This window comes from Pseudomonas sp. MF6776, assembly GCF_016613125.1.
GTDB classification, from domain to species: domain Bacteria; phylum Pseudomonadota; class Gammaproteobacteria; order Pseudomonadales; family Pseudomonadaceae; genus Aquipseudomonas; species Aquipseudomonas iridis.
The window spans coordinates 90,360-114,647 of sequence record NZ_JAENSQ010000010.1 but is presented as its reverse complement, the minus strand read 5'-3'; the positions used below and the strand labels follow the sequence as shown (position 1 = coordinate 114,647).

General features: G+C 60.0%; 19 protein-coding genes and 3 tRNA genes. All 22 read right to left on the bottom strand.

The window, feature by feature from the left end:
* The 22 genes from JJD74_RS13815 to leuC all read right to left on the bottom strand — a co-directional run bounded on the left by JJD74_RS13815 (nucleotide 1) and on the right by leuC (nucleotide 24,151).
* Nucleotides 1–1,236 carry a c-type cytochrome gene (locus tag JJD74_RS13815; protein ID WP_200614677.1) on the bottom strand — a complete coding sequence of 412 codons (1,236 nt, stop codon included), beginning with the start codon at nucleotides 1,234–1,236 and terminating at the stop codon, nucleotides 1–3.
* 2 nt (nucleotides 1,237–1,238) lie between these two features.
* Nucleotides 1,239–1,778, bottom strand: coding sequence for a (2Fe-2S)-binding protein (locus JJD74_RS13810; RefSeq protein WP_042558620.1), 540 nt, complete (start codon nucleotides 1,776–1,778; stop codon nucleotides 1,239–1,241).
* Nucleotides 1,771–4,602, bottom strand: a complete 2,832-nt coding sequence (locus tag JJD74_RS13805; protein ID WP_200614675.1) for a xanthine dehydrogenase family protein molybdopterin-binding subunit — start codon at nucleotides 4,600–4,602, stop codon at nucleotides 1,771–1,773. Before JJD74_RS13805 ends, JJD74_RS13810 begins: the two co-directional genes overlap by 8 nt.
* A gap of 490 nt (nucleotides 4,603–5,092) precedes the next feature.
* A tRNA-Asp gene (locus tag JJD74_RS13800) sits at nucleotides 5,093–5,169 on the bottom strand.
* Nucleotides 5,170–5,263: 94 nt separating this feature from the next.
* Nucleotides 5,264–5,340, bottom strand: a tRNA-Asp gene (locus JJD74_RS13795).
* A 55-nt stretch (nucleotides 5,341–5,395) separates the two neighbouring features.
* Nucleotides 5,396–5,471 (bottom strand) — tRNA-Val (locus JJD74_RS13790).
* A 183-nt stretch (nucleotides 5,472–5,654) separates the two neighbouring features.
* Complete coding sequence (locus JJD74_RS13785) at nucleotides 5,655–6,431, bottom strand: SDR family oxidoreductase (protein ID WP_200614673.1); 777 nt, start codon at nucleotides 6,429–6,431, stop codon at nucleotides 5,655–5,657.
* Entirely contained in the window at nucleotides 6,428–7,639 is a 1,212-nt protein-coding gene (locus JJD74_RS13780; protein WP_200614671.1) for an O-succinylhomoserine sulfhydrylase, read from the bottom strand. The genes JJD74_RS13785 and JJD74_RS13780 overlap by 4 nt, the downstream gene beginning before the upstream one ends.
* Before the next feature lie 80 nt (nucleotides 7,640–7,719).
* The gene (purF, locus tag JJD74_RS13775) at nucleotides 7,720–9,225 is read right to left on the bottom strand and encodes an amidophosphoribosyltransferase (RefSeq protein WP_042558616.1); all 1,506 of its coding nucleotides are present in this window, start codon (nucleotides 9,223–9,225) and stop codon (nucleotides 7,720–7,722) included.
* A gap of 41 nt (nucleotides 9,226–9,266) precedes the next feature.
* Nucleotides 9,267–9,827: a CvpA family protein gene (locus tag JJD74_RS13770; RefSeq protein ID WP_042558615.1), complete on the bottom strand. Its 561-nt coding sequence runs from the start codon at nucleotides 9,825–9,827 to the stop codon at nucleotides 9,267–9,269.
* A 98-nt stretch (nucleotides 9,828–9,925) separates the two neighbouring features.
* Nucleotides 9,926–10,576, bottom strand: coding sequence for an SPOR domain-containing protein (locus tag JJD74_RS13765; protein WP_200614669.1), 651 nt, complete (start codon nucleotides 10,574–10,576; stop codon nucleotides 9,926–9,928).
* Nucleotides 10,560–11,867, bottom strand: coding sequence for a bifunctional tetrahydrofolate synthase/dihydrofolate synthase (folC, locus tag JJD74_RS13760; protein ID WP_200614667.1), 1,308 nt, complete (start codon nucleotides 11,865–11,867; stop codon nucleotides 10,560–10,562). The genes JJD74_RS13765 and folC overlap by 17 nt, the downstream gene beginning before the upstream one ends.
* Nucleotides 11,864–12,784 (bottom strand): acetyl-CoA carboxylase, carboxyltransferase subunit beta, encoded by a 921-nt coding sequence (accD, locus tag JJD74_RS13755; protein ID WP_042558612.1) that lies wholly within the window; start codon nucleotides 12,782–12,784, stop codon nucleotides 11,864–11,866. The genes folC and accD overlap by 4 nt, the downstream gene beginning before the upstream one ends.
* A 200-nt stretch (nucleotides 12,785–12,984) precedes the next feature.
* On the bottom strand, nucleotides 12,985–13,605 hold the full coding sequence (locus tag JJD74_RS13750; RefSeq protein ID WP_042558611.1) for a phosphoribosylanthranilate isomerase: 621 nt from the start codon (nucleotides 13,603–13,605) through the stop codon (nucleotides 12,985–12,987).
* Nucleotides 13,606–13,670: 65 nt separating this feature from the next.
* On the bottom strand, nucleotides 13,671–14,495 hold the full coding sequence (truA, locus tag JJD74_RS13745; protein ID WP_042558610.1) for a tRNA pseudouridine(38-40) synthase TruA: 825 nt from the start codon (nucleotides 14,493–14,495) through the stop codon (nucleotides 13,671–13,673).
* Nucleotides 14,496–14,721: 226 nt separating this feature from the next.
* Nucleotides 14,722–17,373: a FimV/HubP family polar landmark protein gene (locus JJD74_RS13740; protein ID WP_200614664.1), complete on the bottom strand. Its 2,652-nt coding sequence runs from the start codon at nucleotides 17,371–17,373 to the stop codon at nucleotides 14,722–14,724.
* Between the two features lie 209 nt (nucleotides 17,374–17,582).
* Nucleotides 17,583–18,593: an aspartate-semialdehyde dehydrogenase gene (locus tag JJD74_RS13735; protein ID WP_200614662.1), complete on the bottom strand. Its 1,011-nt coding sequence runs from the start codon at nucleotides 18,591–18,593 to the stop codon at nucleotides 17,583–17,585.
* A 248-nt stretch (nucleotides 18,594–18,841) separates the two neighbouring features.
* The gene (gene asd / locus JJD74_RS13730; protein ID WP_200614660.1) at nucleotides 18,842–19,954 is read right to left on the bottom strand and encodes an aspartate-semialdehyde dehydrogenase; all 1,113 of its coding nucleotides are present in this window, start codon (nucleotides 19,952–19,954) and stop codon (nucleotides 18,842–18,844) included.
* A gap of 66 nt (nucleotides 19,955–20,020) precedes the next feature.
* The gene (leuB, locus tag JJD74_RS13725; RefSeq protein WP_042558606.1) at nucleotides 20,021–21,103 is read right to left on the bottom strand and encodes a 3-isopropylmalate dehydrogenase; all 1,083 of its coding nucleotides are present in this window, start codon (nucleotides 21,101–21,103) and stop codon (nucleotides 20,021–20,023) included.
* 63 nt (nucleotides 21,104–21,166) lie between these two features.
* Nucleotides 21,167–21,940, bottom strand: a complete 774-nt coding sequence (locus JJD74_RS13720; RefSeq protein WP_200614658.1) for a class I SAM-dependent methyltransferase — start codon at nucleotides 21,938–21,940, stop codon at nucleotides 21,167–21,169.
* Nucleotides 21,941–22,077: 137 nt separating this feature from the next.
* Nucleotides 22,078–22,722, bottom strand: coding sequence for a 3-isopropylmalate dehydratase small subunit (gene leuD / locus JJD74_RS13715; protein WP_047300452.1), 645 nt, complete (start codon nucleotides 22,720–22,722; stop codon nucleotides 22,078–22,080).
* 10 nt (nucleotides 22,723–22,732) lie between these two features.
* The gene (gene leuC, locus JJD74_RS13710; protein WP_200614656.1) at nucleotides 22,733–24,151 is read right to left on the bottom strand and encodes a 3-isopropylmalate dehydratase large subunit; all 1,419 of its coding nucleotides are present in this window, start codon (nucleotides 24,149–24,151) and stop codon (nucleotides 22,733–22,735) included.
* Between the last annotated feature and the right edge of the window lie 137 nt (nucleotides 24,152–24,288).

Below are 24,288 nucleotides of genomic sequence, written 5' to 3'. Positions count from 1 at the left end.
TCAGTGCGCCTTGTGCTCGATGGTCGGAGCGTCGGCTTGCAGCTTCTGCACTTCGCTCACTGCCAGTTCAGCGGATTGACCACCCCAGCCTTGGCGCAGGTAGTTCAGCAGATCGGTCAACTGCTCAGGACTGAGCTTGTCGGCAAAACCCGGCATCGGTTGCATGTGCTCGAACCCGGAGAATTTCTGTTCGCCGATACCATCCTCGATCACGCGCAGCAAGTTGCGTGGATCTTCCAGACGCAGCGTGGTGTTGCCGCGCATGGCCACCGCGATATGCGGTTTGCCTTCGCCACCGACCGCGTGACATCCGGCGCAGACGTTCAAGTAATCCTGACGGCCGCGCTGGGCGCTCGCGCTGAGCTTGTCCACTGGCACTTCGACCAACGCTTTGGCTGCCGGCGGCTGATCACCGAGCAGGAACGTGGCCATCGCAGCCAGATCGGTATCAGTCAGGCCCTGAGTGCTGTTGTGGAACACCGGGAACATCTCGTTGAACATCGTGCCCTGTGCACTCATACCGTGCTTGAGGAACGTGCTCAGGTCCTGATGATTCCAGCCGCGAGCAGCCAGATCGGTCGCCAGTAGACTCGGCGCCAGATAACCGTTGAGGATGCCACCGGTCATGCTTTTGTCCATCTGCATAGCGCCCGGCAGGCCGCGCGGCGTATGGCATTCGCCGCAGTGGCCGAGAACGTCGACCATGTATTGGCCGCGCTTCCACGCTTCGCTTTTGCCTTCGCCCGAATCCAGCTTCACATCTTTGCCGTACATCATGTTCCAGCCCATCAGGCCCAGACGCACGTTGAACGGAAAGCTCAGGCTGGTGACCGGTGCAGCACGCTCGATCGGCTCGACGGTTTTCAGATACGCATGAATCGCGTCGGAATCTTCCCGCGGCACCAGGTGATAGGAGGTGTACGGCATCGCCGGATACAGATTCGCACCGTCGCGGCGCTTGCCTTCGGTGAGCGCGGCAAAGAACTCCTCATCGCTGTACAAACCGATACCGTGTTCTTTACTCGGCGTGATGTTGGTGCCGTAGATCGTGCCGAACGGCGAGACGATCGGCAGGCCACCCGCATACGGCGCACCACCCGGTGCTGTGTGGCAGGCCACGCAGTCGGCAGCGCGGGCGAGATACTCGCCGCGCTTGACCTGATCATCAGCGTGCGCCAACAACAGCGGCGCAGTCAGCCCGACCGCCAGGGTCAGGCGGGTCAATAAAAGCTTCATGCTTAACCCTCCTTGACCAGGCCGAGATCGGTCAGCACGTTGCGGGTAGCGTTGTAGTAACGCACGTACCCGGTGCAACGACAGATGTGATGGCCGAGGCTGTCCTCGATGACTTGTTCCAGTTGGCTTTTGACGATCGGCTGGCGTTGCAGCTTTTCCACCAGCACGGTCGCAGCATTGACGAAGCCCGGAGCGCAGTAGCTGCACTGGAAGGCGAACTCGTCGACGAAACGCTGCTGGATCGGGTTCAGCTCAGTGACCTGACCGTCCTCGTCACGCTTGGCGTGGCTTTCGATGGTGCGAACTTTCTTGCCTTCGAAATAATGCGCACCGGTGATGCAGGTGCGCACTTCTTCGCTGGTGCCGTCCGGATTGTCGACGATCACGACGCAGGCGTGGCAGATACCCTGACCACAGCCCAGGCGCGAGCCGGTGAGATTCTTGTATTCGTGCAGGTAGTCGATCATCGGCAGGTCATCAGGGATGTCCACCGGGCCGACGGATTGACCATTGAGGGTCAGTTGAAGCGGACGGTTAGCCATTGAGGGCCTCCTTGATGCGCGCAGCAGTGATTGGCAGATCGCGAACACGTTTACCGATGGCGTGCGCCACGGCGTTACCGATGGCACCGACTACCGGGATCATCACCACTTCGGCGATGCCTTTGGACGGATCGCTTGGCGACAGCGGCGGCAGAATTTCCGCCGTCTGTTTCCACACCGCAACGTGACGCGCCATTGGCAAGCGGTAACGGTTGAAGTTCCAGTCACCCTCCCCCGGCCCACCTTCGTACAGCGGCATTTCTTCCATCAATGCGTGGCCGATGCCCATGGCGATACCGCCCTCGAGCTGGCCCTTGACCAGTTCTTCGACCAGCACACGTCCGCACTCGACCCACGAATGGTGATTGAGCACTTCAACTTCCGCCGAGCCTTTGTTGACCTTCAACTCGACCAGCGTCGCGACCGGGCTGTAGTACGTCACGGCAGCGTTGTTCAGCTGGGTCACCGGGTAGTTGATGTTCTGGCGATCCAGCAGGTGGAAACCGGCAGTGCTCATCAACGCTTGCTTGGCCTTCGGTGCGCCGTCGCCATACTTCACCGCCAGACCATCGAGTGGCAGACGCTCTTTCACGCCGTCGATGCTGTACTCAGCCTCGGCCCAGCTCCAGCGGTTGAAACCGTGAACTGTCGCCGCAGTGACCAAGCCACGCTCGTGAGCGCGTTTGGCCAACTCTTCGAAGCTCAGCGGCTGCATGCCGTTGGCGGTCAGTTTGCCATCGACCCAATGCGCGTCTTCACGTCGCACCACGTAAGGGTTGGCCTGGCCGCCATAAGGCCCCTGACGCCAGATCTCCAGCGCCGCCGGCCACAGACCGTGATTGAACAACACACGCGCCGCTTCACGGGTGGCATGACTGAAGTAGTAAGCGGAGTTGGTCGCGGACGACGCCGAGGCCAATTTGCCCACCCAGCGCGGGTTGCGCAGCAGGCTGTCCTGCTCGGCCTGGCTCATGGTGTAAGGGTTGCCGCTGGTGATCAGCTGCATTTCCTTCCATTCGGTTTCGCCAGTCTTCACTTCGTGCGCCGGGCTGCCGAGGAAATCGGCGACGACCAAAGCTTGCGACGTGGACATGCCGGTACCGATTTCAATGCCAATGTGTCGCAAGGTAATGCGACCGTCGGCAGTGAATTCGATGCTGGCCATCGGTGCTTCGGAACCGGTGCCGAAGTCTTTCTGGCAAATGGCAAAACCAACGCCATACCAGTTATCCGGGTCTGCCGCTTCGCGCTGTTTCTTGATCGCGTCGCGGTTTTTCCAGACCTCGTGCACGGAGGCCTTGTCGAGAATCTCGTGCAGTCGCAGCGCGCCGGCCGGAATCGCACCCTGGGTATTTTTCATGCCGGAACGCAGAGCGTTTTTGCGACGCAGGTCGATCGCGTCGACACCCAGGCGATTGGCGATTTCGTCGACCATCATTTCGGTCGCCGCCATGCTTTGCAGGGTGCCGTAGCCGCGCATCGAACCCGCCTCAACACCGCGCGAGTGATAGGCGGTAACTTGCAGGTCATTCTGCGGCATGTAGTAGATCGACTGCGCTGCCGTGGCACCCACTGCGGCTACCGACGGGCTGTAGTTGATCCGGCCACCACCGTCGACACTCATTTCGGCGCGGAAAATCTTGAAGCTGTAATCGTTCTTGTCCACCGCCAATTGGTAACGGATGTCGAACGGGTGACGCTTGATACCGCTCTGGAACTGCTCGTAACGATCGTTGGCCAGACGCACAGGCACACCGGCGCCGTACAGCGCAGCGAGGGCCGCGTAGTAAACGAAGATGTTGTGGTCTTTGGAGCCGTAACCCACGGTGTAACCCGGGTGCATGTTCAGGTTGGCCAGGCCAAAGCGCGAAGGTGCGATCATTTTCGCAGTATCGGTCGCCGTTTCCAGTGGGCACTGAGTCGCCACGACGAAGTGCAGGGTTTTGGTCTTCGGGTCATACCAGCCGTTGCCGTTGTCCGGCTCCATGGCGGCCGGCTCGATCGACGGAGTCTTGTAGCGCTCATCGAACACCAGCCAGTTGTCCGGCGGCGTGTCGATCTCTTTCTTCATGCGATCGGCGTAGAACAGCCCGCGCTCGGTCAGGTTGCCATGCAGATTCGGCGATGCATCCCACACCGGACGGCGGTTTTTCAGCATCGGGAACAGTATCGAATCCTTGAGGCTGGCGAATTCGTCTTCATCGGCCGAGGTCGGGCCACCTACACGCACATAGCGGAAGCTGCCGTAGGGGTCGCGTTCGTAGAACGGCACTTGAGCACCGTAACGAATCGCCTTGTCATTGAATTTGAGCTGGTTCTTGGCCTGACGGAAACGCTCGAAATCGTTCCATATCAGGATTGCCACCGGGTGCCCGATGAACATCGGCACTTTGCCTTCCGGCAGCAGCGGATCCGGAGCGTGTTCTTCCGGAAAGACGATGCCGTCCTTGTCCAGGTCAGCAGCGGTAACGATGCGATCCGGTTGCAAGTCTGCACCAAGCCACGACAGGTCGTAGCCGGCATAGATGCGATCAGCCTTGATGGTTTTCAGCAGCATGGCGTGGCCCTGCTGCTCAGGCCAACCCGGCATGTCCTTGGATCGGATATCGCGGGCGAACACTTTGCTGCCGCAGACCTTGGACAGTGCATCGTTACGCTGACGCGCCTTACCGTTGTTGCCGAGCCACTTCTCGGACGGCACGGTGACGCTGTTTTCCATCAAGGCAGCCAGCGCCTGACTGCTGAGCGGCGTGAGCGTGACGCTCACTCCCGCTACCAGCCCGCCCTGAAGGAATGAGCGCCGGGATATTTCACGGTTGGACATGGATCATCCTCTGGGCGGTTATATGTCCGCCCTTCTGGTTATCTACTGGGAATCTCGAGTCTTGCAGAAGCTCTTTCTGGCGTAGCAAAGAGCTGTGTTGACAGTGCAAAGCTGACCGAAAGGTTAACTTTAAAGGTTTCTTGGCTCGCAGCAAACAACCAGTTACATAATTCTGACTAAAGAATCAAAAAATCAATGCGACGTGGCAGCGCAGCAAACCCGTAGAGATAACTGTGCATGTCTAGGCGCTCGCGAAAGCATTCTTGCGGCGGATGCAAATTTTGAATGTGCCGACGCCTTCGCGAGCAGGCTCGCTCCCACGGGGATTTGTATTGGGCACAGGATGGTGGAAGACAGGAAGAAAAGCGGAGGGTCAAATTTCAGACACAAAAAACCCCGGTCTTTCGACCAGGGTCTTTGCTATCGATTCCGAACCAGCCAATGGCTGCTTTCGGTGCTTCAAGGCGTTCAGTGGGCCTCGAAGCAGATATGGCGCAGCGGACGGGACTCGAACCCGCGACCCCCGGCGTGACAGGCCGGTATTCTAACCGACTGAACTACCGCTGCGTATCGCTTTGAGCTTGCGCTCAAGTAACTCGTTTTGATTGAAAGCTTCGGTGCTTTTCAATCGCGAACCAGACAACGTCTGACTCGTTAAATATGGCGCAGCGGACGGGACTCGAACCCGCGACCCCCGGCGTGACAGGCCGGTATTCTAACCGACTGAACTACCGCTGCGCGTCGGTGCAGGCACTTTCAGCCTACCCTCTTGCTTTCGCAAGTTACCCGGAAGTGGTGGGTGATGACGGGATCGAACCGCCGACATTCTGCTTGTAAGGCAGACGCTCTCCCAGCTGAGCTAATCACCCGTTTGCATCTCCGAGGCCGCGAAATTTACGCAGGTAGCGAACCTAAGTCAATAGCAGGATTGAAGTTTTTTTCAAAAACCGCTTTTAGCGACAAGTGTCGAGCAGCAAGCAAAAGCAAGAACACATACCGCAGTCACTTCACTGTTGTGCTTTGACTGGCAGCTTGAAGCTCGAAGCTGCCCTTCACTGCTTGTAAATCATCTTCTTGGTCATGCCGCCGTCAACGACGAATTCCTGCCCGGTGACAAACCCGGCATTCCTCGACAGCAGCCACGCGACCATCGCCGCGACATCCTCAACCGTGCCCACCCTGCCCGCCGGATGCTGAGCGTGATCGGAATCGGTCAACGGCTCGGCACGGCGTGCAAACGGGTCCCGCGCATCAATCCAGCCCGGGCTGACGGCGTTGACCCGAATCTCCGGCCCGAGACTGATGGCCAACGCGTGAGTGAGGGCCAACAACCCACCCTTGCTCGCCGCATATGCCTCGGTATCAGGTTCGGACTGTCCGGCACGGGTCGACGCCAGATTGACGATCGAGCCATTGTGCGCCCGCAGATACGGCGCGCAATGCTTGGCCAGTAGCATCGGCCCGCTGAGATTCACTGCCAGCACCCGATTCCAGTAGGCCAGATCAAGGCTTTCCAGCGTGATGTTGTGGGGATCAGCCACCGCCGCGTTGCACACCAGCGCATCGAGCCGACCAAACTGCCCCAACACCTCGGCCACACCAAGCGCCACCTGACCTTCATCCGCAACGTCCATGGCGATGAACCAGGCGTGCTCGCCCAGCACCTTCGCCACTTTCGAACCCCGCGCACGATCGAGATCGGTCAGCACCACTTGCCAGCCTTCGCTGATCAGCCACGCGGCGATGCCCAGACCAATGCCGCGCGCGGCCCCCGTGACCAGTGCAACGCGGCCATGGGTACCGGCTTTCGCAGTGGACAATTCGATCACAGCGCCGCCAGACCGCGCGCCAGGTCGGCTTGCAGGTCGGCCACGTCTTCCAGACCCACTGCGACACGGATCAGGCTGTCACGAATACCCGCTGCTTCACGCTCCTGCGGCGCCAGACGGCCGTGGGAAGTGGTGCTCGGGTGGGTGATGGTGGTTTTGCTATCACCGAGGTTGGCGGTGATCGAAATCAACCGGGTGGCATCGATAAAGCGCCACGCGCCCTCTTTACCGCCCTTGACCTCAAAACTCACCACCGCACCAAAGCCCTTCTGCTGACGCTGAGCAAGCTCATGCTGTGGATGGCTCTTGAGGCCGGCGTAATGAACCTTCTCGATACCGTCCTGCTGCTCCAGCCATTCGGCCAGTTGCTGGGCGTTGGCACAGTGCGCCTTCATCCGCAGGTTCAGGGTTTCCAGACCTTTGAGGAAGATCCACGCGTTGAACGGGCTCAACGTTGGCCCGGCGGTACGCAGGAAACCGACGACTTCCTTCATCTGCTCGCTGCGACCGGCGACCACGCCGCCCATGCAACGGCCCTGGCCATCGATGAACTTGGTCGCCGAGTGCACGACGATGTCCGCACCGAGCTTCAGCGGCTGCTGCAACGCAGGTGTGCAGAAGCAGTTGTCGACCACCAGCATCGCGCCTTTGGCGTGCGCAATTTCCGCCAGGGCGGTGATGTCCACCAGCTCAGCCAGCGGATTGGATGGCGACTCGACGAAGAGCAGCTTGGTGTTTGGCTTGATCGCCGCATCCCACGCCGGCAGCTCTGCCAGCGGCACATAGTCGACTTCGACGCCGAAACGCTTGAAATACTTTTCGAACAGGCTGATGGTCGAACCGAACACGCTGCGCGAGACCAGCACGTGATCGCCGGCGCTGCACAGGCTCATTACCACCGCCATGATCGCGGCCATGCCGGTCGCCGTCGCGACAGCTTGCTCGGCGCTTTCCAGCGCAGCAATGCGCTCTTCGAACGCGCGCACAGTCGGGTTGGTGTAGCGCGAGTAAACGTTGCCCGGCACTTCGCCAGCAAACCGTGCTGCTGCGTCGGCGGCAGTGCGGAACACGTAGCTTGAGGTGAAGAACATCGGATCACCGTGTTCGCCTTCCGGCGTACGGTGCTGACCGGCACGTACGGCCAGGGTATCGAACGCTACGCCTTCGAGGTCGCTATCCAAACGACCGGCATCCCATTCCTGACTCATGCTGTCACTCCTTGCCTGTTCTCGATAAATAAAAAGTCTTTTGCCAGATACAAAACCGGCCCCTCAGGGCCGGTAGAAACTCAGTTGTTGTACAGATCGATGATCGCACTGACCGCCTGGGTCTTGACCTTCGAGGCATCGTTGCGTGCCTGTTCGATCTTGTCCAGATAAGCCTCGTCGACGTCGCCCGTCACGTACTTGCCGTCGAACACTGCGCAATCGAAGTTTTCGATCTTGATCTTGCCGCCGCCGACCGCTTCGATCAAGTCAGGCAAGTCCTGATAGATCAGCCAGTCAGCACCGATCAGATCAGCCACGTCCTGAGTCGAACGGTTGTGGGCGATCAGTTCATGGGCGCTTGGCATGTCGATGCCGTAGACGTTCGGGAAGCGCACCGCAGGGGCGGCCGAGCAGAAGTAGACGTTTTTCGCGCCGGCTTCGCGGGCCATCTGGATGATCTGCTTGCAGGTGGTACCGCGAACGATCGAGTCGTCAACCAGCATCACGTTCTTGCCGCGGAACTCCAGCTCGATGGCGTTGAGCTTCTGGCGTACCGATTTCTTGCGGGCAGCCTGGCCCGGCATGATGAAGGTGCGGCCGATGTAACGGTTCTTGACGAAACCTTCGCGGAATTTCACGCCCAAGTGATTAGCCAGCTCCAGCGCAGCGGTGCGACTGGTGTCCGGAATCGGGATGACCACGTCGATGTCGTGTTCAGGACGCTCACGCAGGATCTTCTCGGCGAGCTTCTCGCCCATGCGCAGGCGCGCCTTGTAGACCGACACGCCGTCGATGATCGAGTCCGGACGCGCCAGATAGACGTGCTCGAAGATGCACGGTGTCAGGGACGGGCTGGTCGCGCACTGACGGGTGTGCAGCTTGCCCTCTTCAGTGATGTAGACCGCTTCGCCCGGCGCCAGGTCGCGAATCAGGGTGAAACCGAGCACGTCCAGGGAGACACTTTCCGAGGCGATCATGTACTCGACGCCTTCGTCAGTGTGACGCTGACCGAACACGATCGGGCGGATGCCGTGCGGGTCACGGAAACCAACGATGCCGTAACCGGTCACCATGGCCACTACTGCGTAACCGCCGACGCAACGGTTGTGCACGTCGGTCACGGCAGCAAACACGTCTTCTTCGGTCGGTTGCAGCTTGCCGCGCTGGGCCAGCTCGTGGGCGAACACGTTGAGCAGCACTTCCGAGTCGGAACTGGTGTTGACGTGACGCAGATCGGATTCGTAGATTTCTTTGGCCAACTGCTCAACGTTGGTCAGGTTACCGTTATGCGCCAGTGTAATGCCGTAAGGCGAGTTGACATAAAACGGCTGGGCTTCGGCCGAAGTCGAGCTGCCCGCGGTTGGATAACGGACGTGGCCGATACCCATATGGCCGACCAGGCGTTGCATGTGACGCTGATGAAACACGTCACGCACCAGGCCATTGTCCTTGCGCAAGAACAACCGGCCATCATGGCTGGTCACGATACCGGCAGCGTCCTGGCCGCGGTGCTGGAGCACGGTTAGCGCGTCATACAGCGCCTGATTGACGTTCGACTTACCGACGATACCGACGATGCCACACATGCGACGCAACCCCTACTTAATGGATCTGAACTGAACAACACTCACTGCGGCGTTTTGGCCGACGGCAAGAGCTGTTCCTTGAACGGAATTTCAGCGGGTACGCTGATTCCGCTGGCAAGCCACTGACTGCTCCACCCAAGAATCAGGTTCTTGGACCAGTCGGCGACCAATAGAAATTTTGGCACGAGCTGTGACTCTTTCCACCACCCGTCCTGCTGTACCGGCCCCAGGCTCAACAGCCCGACTGCGACGACCACCAGCAACACGCCACGCGCCGCGCCGAAGGCCATTCCCAGAAAGCGGTCGGTCCCGGACAACCCGGTGACGCGAACCAACTCGCCGATAAGATAATTGATCATTGCGCCCACGATCAGCGTGGCGACAAACATGATGGCACAGCCCGCGATCACGCGAGCCGATGGGGTTTCGATGTATCCGGCGAGGTACTCGGACAATGAACCACCGAACATCCAGGCTACGACTCCTGCGATGATCCAGGTCACCAGCGATAATGCTTCTTTGACGAAGCCGCGGCTCAAACTGATCAATGCGGAGATGGCGATGATTGCAACGATCGCCCAGTCAACCCAGGTAAATGGCACAGTGCAGCCTACAGACGGATAAGGCGGCGCATTTTAGCAGAGCGCATGGCTGTCGGTAAGCTGCGATTTTCAGTGCATTTCAATCGAATCGATAGATCCTAGCCACGCTCGGGCTGGAAGCGTACGACAAAGCCCTTGAGCTTCTGCTGACGACTCAAAAGATCACGCAGACGATCGGCTTCGGCGCGCTCGATCAGCGGGCCGACGAACACCCGATTCTTGCCATCGGCGGAACGGATGTAAGCGTTGTAGCCCTGGCTGCGCAGAGTTTTCTGCAGACTCTCGGCGCTGGCGCGGCTCGACAGGCTGGCCAGTTGCACCGACCAGCTTACCGACAGACCATTGGCGTCGACACGGCTCTGAGTGGTATCAGGCTTGGTCGTCGCTGAAGCTATCGGCTGGGCAGGCGCAGGAATCGGCTTGGACACCGGCGGCGGCGCGGCAGGCTTGGCTATCTGAGCCGGCACAACAGGTGCCGCGGCGATCGGCGCAGAAGGCGCGACTTGCTCGGCGATTTCGTCATCGCTTGGCACGGGCTCTTGCGGCAAGGTTTGCGGCTCGGGAACGGCGACCGGTTCCAACTGCACTTGCGGCACGGCAGGCGCAGACGGGGCAGCCGGGGTCTCGACGGTCACCTGACGCTGTTCGTCCTGACGGGAAAACAGCATCGGCAGGAAAATCACCGCCAGCGCCACCAGCACCAGGGCACCGACCATGCGCTGTTTGTACGCTTTATCCAGCAAAGCCATTTGCCGCTTCCTCCGTGGAGTGCCGGGCCAACCATTCAAGGGCCTCGGCGACACAATAAAATGATCCAAACAACAGAATCTCATCGTCGCTAGTTGCGACGGCGCACTGCCCTTCAAGTGCGGCGGCAACACTGTCGTAAGACGTGACCGACGCGCCAAGGTTCTGCAATGCCGCCTGCAATTGCGCAACAGGGCGCGCACGCGGTGAACCCAACGGCGCTACTGCCCAGTGTTCGACACTAGCATTCAACTCGCTGACAACACCATCCAGATCCTTGTCCGCCAACAGACCAAACACCGCCAGACGCTTGCCGACCGGTGGTCGCGAGGCCAGACGGCGAGCCAGATACTCCGCCGCGTGCGGGTTATGGCCAACATCCAGCAACAGATTCAGGCGCTTGCCATTCCATTCGAAGGAACGGCGATCCAGACGCCCGACAACACGTGTCGCCTGCAAGGCCGCCACAATCTGCTGTGCATTCCACGGCAAACCGAGCAGCAGATACGCCTGCAACGCCAGCGCGGCGTTTTCCATCGGCAGATCAAGCAGCGGCAAATCATGCAGCTCGACGACCTGGCCCTGCGCATCGGTACCGCGCCACTGCCAGTTGTGGTCAGTGATGCCGAGATCGAAATCGCGCCCACGCAAGGAGAACGGGCACGCCAGTTCGCGCGCCTTGTCGAGCAACGGTTGCGGAGGATTGAGGTCGCCGCACAGCGCAGGCTTGCCCTGACGGAAGATCCCGGCCTTCTCGAAGGCTACGGATTCGCGAGTATCACCCAGATAATCTGCATGATCGACACCAATGCTGGTGACCAGCGCGATATCGGCGTCCACCACGTTGACCGTATCCAGACGCCCGCCAAGACCGACTTCCAGCACCACAGCGTCGAGCCCGGCCTGCTGAAACAGCCAGAACGCCGCCAGGGTGCCCATTTCAAAGTAAGTCAGGGAGGTTTCGCCGCGCCCGGCCTCGACCGCAGCGAAGGCTTCGCACAGCTGTGCGTCAGTGGCTTCGACGCCATTGAGCTGCACCCGCTCGTTGTAACGCAGCAGGTGCGGAGAATTGTAGACACCAACGCTCAAGCCCTGCGCCCGCAGCAATGAAGCCACGAAGGCGCAGGTCGAACCCTTGCCGTTGGTGCCGGTGACCGTGATCACCCGAGGCGCCGGCTGGCCCAGCCCCATGCGGGACGCTACCTGTTGCGAACGCTCCAGACCCATGTCGATGGCCGACGGATGCAACTGCTCAAGGTAGGCGAGCCACTCGCCAAGGGTGCGCTCGGTCATATGTTGGCAGGCACCGGCGGAACGACGATCGGCTCGATTGGCGCAGCAACGAATGTCGGCGTTGGCTTACCCGTCATTTGTGCCAGCAGGTTACCCAGACGCGGACGCAGTTCCTGACGGTGGATGATCATGTCGATCGCACCGTGCTCCAGCAGGAATTCGCTGCGCTGGAAGCCTTCCGGCAGTTTCTCGCGCACGGTTTGCTCGATAACGCGCGGACCGGCGAAGCCGATCAGGGCCTTAGGCTCGCCAACAATCACGTCGCCGAGCATTGCCAGACTGGCGGAAACACCACCGTAAACCGGATCAGTCAGCACCGAGATGAACGGAATGCCTTCTTCGCGCAGACGCGCCAGCACGGCCGAGGTCTTGGCCATCTGCATCAGCGAGATCAGGGCTTCCTGCATGCGCGCACCACCGGAAGCGGCGAAGCAGATCATCGGGCAGCGGTTTTCCAGCGCGTAGTTGGCAGCGCGTACAAAACGCTCGCCGACGATGGCACCCATGGAACCGCCCATGAAGCTGAATTCAAACGCCGAAACCACTACCGGCATGCCCAGCAGGGTGCCGCTGACGGAAATCAACGCGTCTTTTTCGCCGGTCTGCTTCTGCGCAGCGGTCAGGCGATCCTTGTACTTCTTGCCGTCACGGAATTTCAGACGGTCAACAGGTTCCAGATCGGCGCCCAGTTCGTTGCGACCTTCGGCATCAAGGAAGATGTCGATGCGCGCACGTGCGCCGATGCGCATGTGGTGGTTGCACTTCGGGCAAACGTCCAGGGTCTTTTCCAGCTCCGGACGATAAAGCACAGCCTCACAGGACGGGCATTTGTGCCACAGACCTTCAGGCACCGAGCTCTTCTTGACCTCCGAGCGCATGATCGAAGGGATCAGTTTGTCTACTAACCAGTTGCTCATGCTTTCTTTCTCCAGTACCGGCGGCCCGAACGCTCTGGTTCGCAGCCCCGTGTATGCCCTTGAGCTAAATTCATGTGTGGCGATGATCAAGGATGGCCGGGTCAGAAAAACTGACCTTCGTACAACCCAAAAACCCTCAGCCTCTTTTCTACCAAGCTGTGGACGGCGGCAGTGTGCCAGCCGTCACATCATGCACAGGCCTAAATGCCCCTGACGGCGCCGATGAACGCCTGAACTTTTGCGTGATCCTTGATGCCTTTGCTCGCCTCGACCCCACCGCTGACGTCGACTGCGTAGGGTTTTACCCGAGCCACGGCGCCTGCGACGTTTTCCGGGGTCAATCCACCCGCCAGAATCAGCGGCTTGCTCAAACCTTGCGGAATCAATGACCAGTCGAACGCCTCGCCGGTTCCGCCGGGCACGCCTTCGACGTAGGTATCGAGCAGTACGCCACTGGCACTTGGGTAAGCATCGACAGCCGCGGCAATGTCATCACCGGCCTTGACCCGCAGCGCCTTGATGTAAGGACGATGCCAGCCTTCGCACTCTTCGGCGGTTTCGTCGCCATGGAACTGCAACAGATCCAGCGGCACGGCATCGAGGATTTCCCCCAACTCGCAACGGCTGGCATTGACGAAAAGGCCCACGGTGGTCACAAACGGCGGCAAGGCCTTGATGATTTCCCGTGCTTGCTGCACCGATACTGCGCGCGGACTTTTGGCGTAAAACACGAATCCGATCGCATCAGCCCCGGCTTCGACGGCGGCCAGCGCATCTTCTATGCGGGTAATGCCGCAGATCTTGCTGCGAACGGCTGACATATCGAGAAAAACTCCGAGGCAGAATCCGGGAAAGTCCCGGATGGTAACAAAAGCGTTCGAGGGCGTCAGCCGTCAAGTTCGGAGAAACCCGTAAGGAAATGTGGACCGATAAAACGCTCGGGCAGCGGAAATTCGTCGTGGTACTCGACTTGCACCAGATACAGGCCGTAAGGATGCGCTGTCACGCCGCCAGACCGGCGCTCGCGACTTTCCAGCACTTCCTTCATCCACTCGACCGGCCGCTCGCCAGCGCCGATGGTCATCAGGACGCCGGCGATGTTGCGCACCATGTGGTGCAGGAATGCGTTGGCGCGGATGTCGAGCACAATCATCTTGCCGTGACGTGTCACGCGCAGGTGATGCATCTTCTTGATCGGCGATTTCGCCTGGCACTGGCCGGCACGAAACGCACTGAAATCGTGGGTGCCAATCAGATACTGCGCGGCTTCGGCCATTCGCTCAGCGTCCAGCGGACGGTGATTCCAGGTGATTTCTTCATTGAGATGGGCCGGGCGAATCTGATCGTTGTAGATCACATAACGATAGCGCCGGGCGATGGCCTTGAACCGCGCATGGAAATGCGCCGGCATCACCCGCGCCCAACTGACACTGATGTCGTGAGGCAGGTTGATGTTGGCGCCCATTACCCAGGCCTTCAGCGAGCGGTCGACCTGCGTGTCGAAATGCACCACTTGTCCGCAGGCATGCACACCCGCATCGGTACGCCCGGCGCACTGCAAGGAAACGGGCGCGTTGGCGACCTTCGACAAGGCTTTTTCAAGCGCTTCCTGCACCGTTGCCACTCCGGTTAACTGACGCTGCCAGCCACTGTAGCGCGAGCCTTTGTATTCAACGCCCAGCGCAACGCGGTAAAAGCCGTCGGGGGCCATTTCGGCGACCGGGTTATCTATGTTTGCCAAGGTGGGACAGCCTGCTGTTTTTGCAAAGGCCGGCATTATAAGGCCTCAAGATCAAAAGATCGCAGCCTTCGGCAGCTCCTACACAAGAATCGGCGTTTTCCTGTAGGAGCTGCCGAAGGCTGCGATCTCTTGATCCAGTGAGCCAAACAAAAACGGCAGCCTCTTGGGCTGCCGTTTTTGTTTACAACTGAAACTACTACAGGCTCGAGAGCATGTCCTTGGCTTCGCCGCGTTGCTTCTCGTCACCCTCGGTCAACACTTCGTTGAGGATGTCGCGCGCACCGTCGCTGTCGCCCATGTCGATGTAGGCCTGGGCCAGATCAAGTTTGGTGGCTGCTTCGTCGGTGCCCGCGAGGAAGTCGAAATCGTCTTCACCCAAATCATCACCCAGCGCCGCATCGGCCTCGGTGAACGTCGGCTCGGCGATGCTCTGCGACAGGCGATCCAGCTCGGCGTTGACGTCATCCAGCTCGGCGGCAAATGCATCAGGCTCGCCCGCCGGGTTGGAGTCCATCTCGTCAGCCAGCGACAGGTCGAAATCGGCTGGCAGCTCCAGGTCATCCTGCGGCAAATCGGCGACGACCGGTGGCTCTACCGGCGACAAATCCTTCACGCCGTCATCCAGATCCAGCAGGAAGTCATCATCGGCCAACGGTGCTGGAGCAGGAGCCGGCTCTGCGCCAAGGTCCAGATCCAGGTCGAAATCCGACAGATCATCCAGATTCTCTTTGATGTCGGTCTGCTGTTGCAGCACCGATTCAAAGCTCAGATCGTCGTCCGACGGGAACTCGTCCAGTTCGACAGGCGCTTCGGGTTCAACGATTGGCGCCGGTTCCACCGGAGTGATGTTGTCGAGATCGTCCAGACTCAGGTCGAACGCGCTGTCCAGATCGTCCGTTGCTGGCGACGGCTCAGGCGTTTCGGGCTCATCCAGCAGCAATTCCTTGACGTACTGGGCGTCCAGCTCCGCTGCAATGGCGGCGGCGGCCAAACCACCGGCAACCGCTACTGCCATGGCCGGGAAACGGCTTTTCAGCTCTTCGACCTTGGCGAAGTTGTCGCCATTGGCCACCAACTGACGCTCCTGGCCTACGAAAGCATCGCGATCACCCTGCTGACCATAGACTTCCATCAGCTTCAGACGCAGATCACTGCGCTGCGGCTCAAGACTGATGCCCTCTTCCAGCAACGCAGCAGCCTGATTCAGACGCCCGGCGTTGATGTGCGATTGAGCCTTGTCGAGGACGTCATCGGAGCGCTCGCCTGCCGGGGCAACCAGCGGCGCAGCGATTGGCTCGGCCATGACGATTGGTGCCACAATCGGGGCGACTACTGGCGCTGGTGCCGGAGTGTTGAGTTTGACGCTCGCGGCTGGGGTTTCCAGACCTTCGAAGCTGCTTTCCGGCAGATCCTGCTCGGCGGAGAACTCTTGTTCCTCAGCCAGGGCGCGGGCCATGCGCACATGCTTCTCGGCTTCCTGCTGGGCTTTGCGGCGACGGGCCAGCAGCAACAGCAACAACAGCAAGACCACGGCACCGCCACCGACCAGACCCAGCAAGATCGGATTGGTCAGCAGTTCGTTAAAGGTTTTTTCGTCATCGGCGACAGGTGTGGTTTCGACCACCGGCTCGACCACCGGCTCGACCACTGGCTCAACTGGCGTCTCGGCCGGCGGTGCAATGGCGGACTCTGGTGTCGGAGCTGCTTCTGCCGGTGTCGCTGGCGGTGTGGCGGCCAACTCGGCAGTGATCGCAGGCACCGCCGGATTAGCGTCTGGAGCAGCGCCCGCCCCTTCGGCCTGCATCTTCGCCAATTGATTGTTCTTCAACTCGATCAGACGTTGCAGCTTGTCCAGCTGACTTTGCAGATCGGTCATGCGGCTTTTCAGTTCCTCGTTGTCACGAAGGGTCGTGTCGAGGTTTTCCTGAGTGACCGCGAGCTTGTCGCTCAGGGCCTTGGCGTCGCCCGCCGGGCCTTTGCCGCGCGCCTTGGCGCTTTCAGCAGAAACCAGGCTCAGGTTGTCTTGCGCGTCAGGCGCAGCGCCCGTATTGCCGCGACCACGGTTGGTCGCATCAAGTTGCTGCTGACCGGTGCCAGGTTTGGCCACATAACGACGACCCTGACGCCAGGCTTCGTTTTGTGCTGCGACTTCAGCGATGGCCGCCGACTGTGGCAGCGCAGTGCTTTGCACCGAATCCGGAAGACGCAGGACCTGGCCGACTTTCAGGCGATTGATGTTGCCGCCGATAAACGCATCCGGGTTCAACGCCTGAATGGCCAGCATCGTCTGCTGCACCGAACCGCCGTTACGGGCCTTCGCCGCAATTTCCCACAAGGTGTCACGCGGGGTGGTGGTGTATTGCGTCGGGTGTGTGGCGCCGGTGGTCGGTGCAGTGATGGTTTGCGACGGCGCCGGTTGCGCAGCGGCGTCAGCGGTCTGCGGCGAAAACTTCGACGGATCCAGCAGTACGCTGTAATCGCGCAACAAGCGGCCATTCGGCCACATCACCTGGACGAGGAATTTCACCATCGGTTCCGACAGTGGCTTGCTCGAGGTCACGCGCAGCACGCTTTTGCCGCTGGCGTTGAGTACGGGGGTGAACGTCAGATCATTGAGGAAGGCCTGGCGGTCGACGCCGGCCTTGGCAAAGTCTTCCGGCGAGGCCAGGCTCGGCACCACTTCGGCAGCGGTGAGATCCTTGACGTCGAGCAGCTCGATTTCAGCCACCAGCGGCTGGTTCAGGGTCGACTTCAGGGTCAGCTCCCCGAGCCCGAGGGCATGCGCCATACCGGAGGACAGCGCCGAGGCGGCCGCTATTGCTAACACCAGTTTGCGAACTTGAACCATAGCCTCATCCTTTGTTTGAACGTTCCTCGGCCAGCGAGAAGATGTTGAATATCGCTGCCGTAAGGCATTGCGCGCGACGACGACAGACTGCCGCGCGCGATCATTTCTTTGATGCCCCGGAAAGTCCCGGAGGGTGACACGTTATCAACTGCTTCGGCCAAGCATAGCGCCCAGCTAGAATCAGTCGACAAATTGTTGCCAAGTATCTTTTACAGCAGGTCTTTTATCAACAACTCGGCAACCTGCACAGCATTGAGTGCTGCGCCTTTGCGCACGTTATCTGACGTCAGCCACAGATTAAGTTCCGCCGGGTCATCGACACCACTGCGAACACGACCGACATAGACCACGTCCTGCCCCACCGCGTCTCCGACTGCCGTCGGGTAATCACCCGCATCGACCAGTTCAATGCCCGACGCTGCTTCCAGCGCAGCATTGACCTTTTTCAGGTCGACGGCCTGCGCTGACTGCAAGGTCACGCTAAGGCTATCGCCAAAAAACACCGGGGCTTGAACGCAACTTGCGGAAATCTTTAATAAAGGCTGTGCCAGCACCTGACGCAACTCACGCACCAGGCGTTTTTCCAGCAGCGTATGGCCCTGCGCGTCCGGCGTGCCGACCTGGGCCAGCAGGTTGAACGCCATCTGCCGATCAAAAAACTTGGGCTCCAACGGGCGCATGTTCAGCAGCTCGGCGGTCTGGCGTGCCAGCTCGGCGACGGCTTCACGACCCTGGGCGGAAACGGCCAGGTTGGCGGTGACGTTGACGTATTGCAGATCGATCAGATCGAGCAACGGCGCGAGCACCACGGTAAGCGTGGTCGCCGACGGGCTCGGGCTGCTGACCTGGAATGGCGCTTTCAAGCCGGCGAGCACATCAGCATTGGCTTCCGGCACCACTTGCGGCGCCTGATCGGCCGGCAAGGCGCCGGACAGGTCGATCAGCGAGCAACCAGCGGCGTGGGCGCGGGCGGCGTAGCTCAGGGTGATGGCTGGACCGGCGGCGAAGAACACCAGTTTGACCTTGCTGAAATCGAATTCGTCGACCTCACGCACGCGCACGTTCTTGTTACGGAACAGCACCGAGCTGCCGGCGGATTCGCTGCTGGCCAACAGGTGCAGGTTGCCGATCGGGAAATTACGCTCTTCAAGAATCTGTACGAGGGTTTCGCCGACAGTACCGGTGGCGCCGATCACGGCAATATCAAGGGTCTGGGTCATGGTGCGGCCTCTGGCGAAACGGGGGGAGCGGCACTTTACCGGGTGACTGGCGCACAGGCAATTTCTGCCGGGGATTTGTGGCGCCTATAACGCCCCCTTCGCGAGCAGGCTCGCTCCCACAGGTGAATGCATTCCAAAGGTGGGAGCGAGCCTGCTCGCGAAGGCGCCAAATCAGGCAATCGAGAACTCTGAAGCATAAAAAAACCCGCGCCTCTAGCAAGGCGCGGGTTTTTCATTGCTTCAAACGATCAACGCTCAAGCAAAATCCGCAGCATGCGACGCAGCGGTTCGGCCGCGCCCCACAGCAGTTGGTCGCCGACGGTGAAGGCGCCCAGATACTGGGTGCCCATGTTCAGCTTGCGCAGACGACCGACCGGAACATTCAGGGTGCCGGTGACTTTGGTCGGGCTCAGCTCCTGCATGCTGATCTCGCGCTGATTTGGTACCAGTTTGACCCAAGGGTTGTGCTGGCTGATCAGCCCTTCGATGTCGGCGATCGGTACGTCCTTGTTCAGCTTGATGGTCAGCGCCTGGCTGTGGCAACGCATGGCGCCGATGCGCACGCAGATGCCGTCGACCGGGATCGGGCTCTTGAAGCGACCGAGAATCTTGTTGGTCTCGGCCTGGGCCTTCCACTCTTCGCGGCTCTGGCCGTTCGGCAGTTCCTTGTCGATCCATGGGATCAGGCTGCCGGCCAACGGTACGCCGAAGTTTTCGGTCGGGTAGGCTTCGCTGCGCATGGCATCGGCTACACGACGGTCGATGTCGAGGATCGCGCTGGCAGGATCGGCCAGTTGCTCGGCAACAGCGGCATGGGTCGCGCCCATTTGCTTGATCAGTTCACGCATGTTCTGCGCGCCAGCACCGGAGGCCGCCTGATACGTCATGGCGCTCATCCACTCGACCAGACCAGCCTCGAACAGACCGCCCAGGCCCATCAGCATCAGGCTGACGGTGCAATTGCCGCCGATGTAGTTCCTGGTGCCCGCATCCAGCTGCTGGTCGATGACCTTGCGGTTGACCGGATCAAGAATGATGACCGCGTCATCGTTCATGCGCAGGCTGGAAGCCGCGTCGATCCAGTAACCCTGCCAGCCGGCTTCGCGCAGCTTGGGGAACACTTCGCTGGTGTAGTCGCCGCCCTGGCAGGTCAGGATCACGTCGAGGGTCTTCAGCTCTTCAATGCTGTAAGCGTCCTTGAGCGGAGCAATGTCCTTGCCCACGGACGGGCCTTGGCCACCGACATTGGAAGTGGTGAAAAACACCGGCTCGATAAGATCGAAATCCTGCTCTTCCAGCATCCGCTGCATGAGCACGGAACCGACCATACCGCGCCAACCGATCAGACCTACACGTTTCATCGCAACTACACCTTCTTGAAAAGTGGGCCGCTGCTTTGTATTGAATTTCGCAGCGGGCCCGAGAGATTACAGATTCCGCAGCGCGGCGACTACTGCGTCGCCCATTTCCTGCGTACCGACTTTGGTGCAACCGGCCGAATAGATGTCGCCGGTGCGCAGGCCCTGATCCAGAACCACGCTGACGGCTTTCTCGATGGCATCGGCCGCGTCATGCAGATTGAAGCTGTAACGCAGCATCATCGACACCGACAAAATGGTCGCCAACGGGTTGGCAATGCCCTTGCCGGCAATGTCCGGCGCCGAACCGTGGCAAGGCTCGTACATGCCCTTGTTATTGGAGTCGAGCGAGGCCGACGGCAGCATGCCGATGGAACCGGTAAGCATCGACGCTTCGTCGGAGAGGATGTCGCCGAACAGGTTGTCGGTGACGATCACGTCGAACTGCTTCGGTGCGCGCACCAGTTGCATGGCGGCGTTGTCGACGTACATATGGCTCAGTTCGACTTCTGGATAATCTTTAGCAACCTGCTCGACCACTTCACGCCACAGTTGGCTGGAAGCCAGCACGTTGGCCTTGTCCACCGAGCACAGCTTCTTGCCACGCACCATGGCCATGTCGAAACCGACACGGGCGATGCGGCGGATCTCGCTTTCGCTGTATGGCAGGGTGTCGTAGGCCTGACGCTCGCCGTTTTCCAGCGTACGGGTGCCGCGCGGCGCGCCGAAGTAGATACCGCCGGTCAGCTCACGGACGATCAGGATGTCCAGGCCGGCAACGATTTCCGGCTTCAGGCTCGAAGCATCGGCCAGTTGCGGGTACAGGATCGCCGGACGCAGATTGCCGAACAGGCCCAGTTGCGCACGGATTTTCAGCAGACCGCGCTCAGGGCGGATGTCACGCTCGATGGTGTCCCATTTCGGGCCACCGACAGCGCCCAGCAGCACTGCATCGGCAGCGCGGGCACGGTCGAGGGTTTCGTCGGCCAGTGGCACGCCGTGCTTGTCGATGGCCGCGCCACCGATCACGTCATGGCTCAGCTCGAAACCCAGGCTGTACTTGTCGTTGGCCAATTCCAGCACCTTGACCGCTTCGGCCATGATTTCCGGACCAATACCGTCGCCTGGGAGAATCAGAATCTGCTTGCTCATGCTTTCCTCGTGTCTTCAGTCGGTGCGCCATCAACGGACGCACCCGGAAAAATTCTTGTCGTTCTAGAACTGTTTTTCAGCCCAGAGCACGATCACATCTGTACTGAACGAGCCATCGGCTTCGATCTCGAAATATTCGCGTACTTCGTTGCCCATCGACTGCTGCAACTGGCGGATCGCGGCGCGCATCACTTCAGGTGTGCGCATGCGCTCGACCCAACTGCTGAACTCCAGACGCAGACGTTGGCGCGCAGTGCTACGCGTATGCAAACCCGCCTCACTGACCTGCCGCAACCACTCGCCGGCAGAATAATCGCGCACATGGCTGGTGTCGCGCAGCACTTCGACGCTTTGCAGGTAAGTGTCGAACAACGGGCTGCCCGGCGACAACACATCGACGAACGCCGCCACACCGCCCGGCTTCAGCACCCGGCGTACTTCGCGCAGGGCCACACCGAGATCGCTCCAGTGATGCGCCGAATAACGGCTGAACACGAAATCGAATTCGCCATCGGCAAACGGCAGACGCTCGGCGGCCCCGTTGACCGTGGCGATATTGCTCATGCCGCGATCGACGGCAGCAGCCGCCACGACGTCGAGCATCTGCTGCGACAGGTCATAGGCGACCACTTCCCTGACCAGCGGCGCCACGTGAAAACTCACATGCCCGGCGCCACACCCCAGGTCCAGCAACCGGGCGTCGCCCTGCCCTGCCAGTTCAGCTTGTAGCAGTGCGAATTCGGTACCTTGCGCGTGAACGGCGCTGCTCAGGTAGGCGGCGGCCTGTTCACCGAATTGCTTTTGTACAACCTGACTGTGCTGGGCGGTGCTGGTCATAGTCACATCCTGACATTTGTGTTGTTTTGGCTGCCGTCTTCGCGAGCAGGCTCACTCCCACATTTGAAATGCATTCCAATGTGGGAGCGAGCCTGCTCGCGAAGAGGCCCGCTCTAACTACATCAGTCTCAAATCAATCAAGCGTCGCGAAACAGCCAAGGCTGGCTCACACGGTGCCTGGCCTCGAACGTCGCAATCGCTTCGTGGTCTTGCAAGGTCAGGCCGATATCGTCCAGACCGTTGAGCAGGCAATGCTTGCGGAACGCATCGATCTCAAAGCGGTAAACCTTGCCATCCGGACGCGTCACGGTTTGTGCTTGCAGATCGACCTGCAATTGATAGCCCGGCTCAGCTTCAACCTGCTTGAACAGCTCATCGACTTCAGCGTCGCTCAAGATGATCGGCAGCAAGCCGTTCTTGAAGCTGTTGTTGAAGAAGATGTCGGCGTAGCTCGGCGCGATGATGCTGCGAAAACCGTACTCTTCCAGCGCCCATGGCGCGTGTTCACGGCTGGAGCCGCAACCGAAGTTCTCGCGGGCCAGCAACACGCTGGCGCCTTGGTAACGCTCGGCGTTGAGCACGAAATCCTTGTTCAACGGGCGCTTGGAGTTGTCCTGATACGGTTGCCCGACATCGAGGTAACGCCATTCATCGAACAGGTTCGGGCCGAAACCGGTGCGCTTGATCGACTTCAAGAACTGCTTGGGAATGATCTGGTCGGTGTCGACATTGGCACGATCCAAAGGCGCGACAAGGCCAGTGTGCTGGGTAAAAGCTTTCATGCTGCGCTCCTTAAATCAATTCACGAACGTCGATGAAGCGACCGTTCACCGCCGCAGCCGCCGCCATCGCCGGGCTGACGAGGTGGGTGCGGCCACCGGCACCCTGACGGCCTTCGAAGTTGCGGTTGGAAGTCGAGGCGCAATGCTCGCCGGACTCCAAACGGTCCGGGTTCATCGCCAGACACATTGAGCAACCGGGTTCACGCCATTCAAAACCGGCTTCGAGGAAAATCTTGTCCAGACCTTCAGACTCGGCCTGCGCCTTCACCAGACCCGAGCCCGGCACGACGATGGCTTGCTTGATGGTCGAAGCCACTTTGCGGCCCTTGGCAATGACAGCGGCGGCGCGCAAATCTTCGATCCGCGAGTTGGTGCAGGAACCGATGAATACGCGATCGAGTTGAATGTCGGTGATCGCCTGATTGGCGGTCAAACCCATGTATTTCAGGGCGCGGACGATCGAGTCGCGTTTGACCAGATCCATTTCCTTGTCCGGGTCCGGCACGTTCTGATCAACGGCCAAGACCATTTCCGGCGAAGTGCCCCAGCTGACTTGCGGCTTGATCTGCGCGGCGTCGAGTTCGACCACGGTATCGAATTTGGCGTCGGCGTCGGACACCAGATCTTTCCAGGACTCGACGGCCATCTCCCACTCGGCGCCCTTCGGTGCGAACGGACGGCCCTTGACGTAATCGACAGTTTTTTGATCCGCCGCGACCAGACCCACGCGGGCGCCGGCTTCGATGGACATGTTGCAGATGGTCATGCGGCCTTCGACGGACAAATCGCGAATCGCGCTGCCGGCGAATTCGATGGCATGGCCGTTACCGCCGGCGGTGCCGATCTTGCCGATCACGGCGAGGACGATGTCCTTGGCGGTCACGCCGAACGGCAATTGGCCTTCGACGGATACCAGCATGTTTTTCATTTTCTTGGCGACCAGGCACTGAGTGGCGAGCACATGCTCGACCTCGGAAGTGCCGATACCGTGAGCCAGAGCGCCGAACGCGCCGTGGGTCGAGGTGTGCGAGTCACCGCAGACCACGGTCATGCCCGGCAAGGTCGCGCCCTGCTCCGGGCTGATCACGTGGACGATGCCTTGGCGAACGTCGTTCATCTTGAACTCGACGATGCCGTATTCATCACAGTTGTCATCGAGGGTCTGAACCTGCAAACGCGAGACCTGGTCGGCGATGGCTTCGATGCCACCCTTGCGCTCCGGGGTCGTCGGTACGTTGTGGTCCGGGGTCGCGATGTTGGCATCGATGCGCCAAGGCTTGCGCCCGGCCAGACGCAGACCTTCAAAGGCTTGCGGCGAAGTCACTTCGTGAATGATGTGACGATCGATGTAGATCAACGCAGAGCCATCGTCGCGCTGCTTGACCAAATGCGAATCCCAGAGTTTGTCGTAGAGCGTTTTGCCGGCCATCAGACGGTTCCTCATCAGCTTGTTTCTATGCCCTGGGTATTTGAGAGATTCAATAACCCTTTGGCTTGTGAGGTCGATCCTATGGGGTTAGATTAAATAACTCAAATTCATATTTTTTATGCTTTGGATAACCAACT

Excerpts from the sequence above, each read along its gene's own strand:
- JJD74_RS13815 (WP_200614677.1), bottom strand. The coding sequence starts at position 1,236 with ATGAAGCTTTTATTGACCCGCCTGACCCTGGCGGTCGGGCTGACTGCG.
- JJD74_RS13810 (WP_042558620.1), bottom strand. The coding sequence starts at position 1,778 with ATGGCTAACCGTCCGCTTCAACTGACCCTCAATGGTCAATCCGTCGGC.
- JJD74_RS13805 (WP_200614675.1), bottom strand. The coding sequence starts at position 4,602 with ATGTCCAACCGTGAAATATCCCGGCGCTCATTCCTTCAGGGCGGGCTG.
- JJD74_RS13780 (WP_200614671.1), bottom strand. The coding sequence starts at position 7,639 with ATGAGTCAGGAATGGGATGCCGGTCGTTTGGATAGCGACCTCGAAGGC.
- purF (WP_042558616.1), bottom strand. The coding sequence starts at position 9,225 with ATGTGTGGCATCGTCGGTATCGTCGGTAAGTCGAACGTCAATCAGGCG.
- JJD74_RS13765 (WP_200614669.1), bottom strand. The coding sequence starts at position 10,576 with ATGGCTTTGCTGGATAAAGCGTACAAACAGCGCATGGTCGGTGCCCTG.
- folC (WP_200614667.1), bottom strand. The coding sequence starts at position 11,867 with ATGACCGAGCGCACCCTTGGCGAGTGGCTCGCCTACCTTGAGCAGTTG.
- accD (WP_042558612.1), bottom strand. The coding sequence starts at position 12,784 with ATGAGCAACTGGTTAGTAGACAAACTGATCCCTTCGATCATGCGCTCG.
- JJD74_RS13750 (WP_042558611.1), bottom strand. The coding sequence starts at position 13,605 with ATGTCAGCCGTTCGCAGCAAGATCTGCGGCATTACCCGCATAGAAGAT.
- truA (WP_042558610.1), bottom strand. The coding sequence starts at position 14,495 with ATGGCCCCCGACGGCTTTTACCGCGTTGCGCTGGGCGTTGAATACAAA.
- JJD74_RS13740 (WP_200614664.1), bottom strand. The coding sequence starts at position 17,373 with ATGGTTCAAGTTCGCAAACTGGTGTTAGCAATAGCGGCCGCCTCGGCG.
- JJD74_RS13735 (WP_200614662.1), bottom strand. The coding sequence starts at position 18,593 with ATGACCCAGACCCTTGATATTGCCGTGATCGGCGCCACCGGTACTGTC.
- asd (WP_200614660.1), bottom strand. The coding sequence starts at position 19,954 with ATGAAACGTGTAGGTCTGATCGGTTGGCGCGGTATGGTCGGTTCCGTG.
- leuB (WP_042558606.1), bottom strand. The coding sequence starts at position 21,103 with ATGAGCAAGCAGATTCTGATTCTCCCAGGCGACGGTATTGGTCCGGAA.
- JJD74_RS13720 (WP_200614658.1), bottom strand. The coding sequence starts at position 21,940 with ATGACCAGCACCGCCCAGCACAGTCAGGTTGTACAAAAGCAATTCGGT.
- leuD (WP_047300452.1), bottom strand. The coding sequence starts at position 22,722 with ATGAAAGCTTTTACCCAGCACACTGGCCTTGTCGCGCCTTTGGATCGT.
- leuC (WP_200614656.1), bottom strand. The coding sequence starts at position 24,151 with ATGGCCGGCAAAACGCTCTACGACAAACTCTGGGATTCGCATTTGGTC.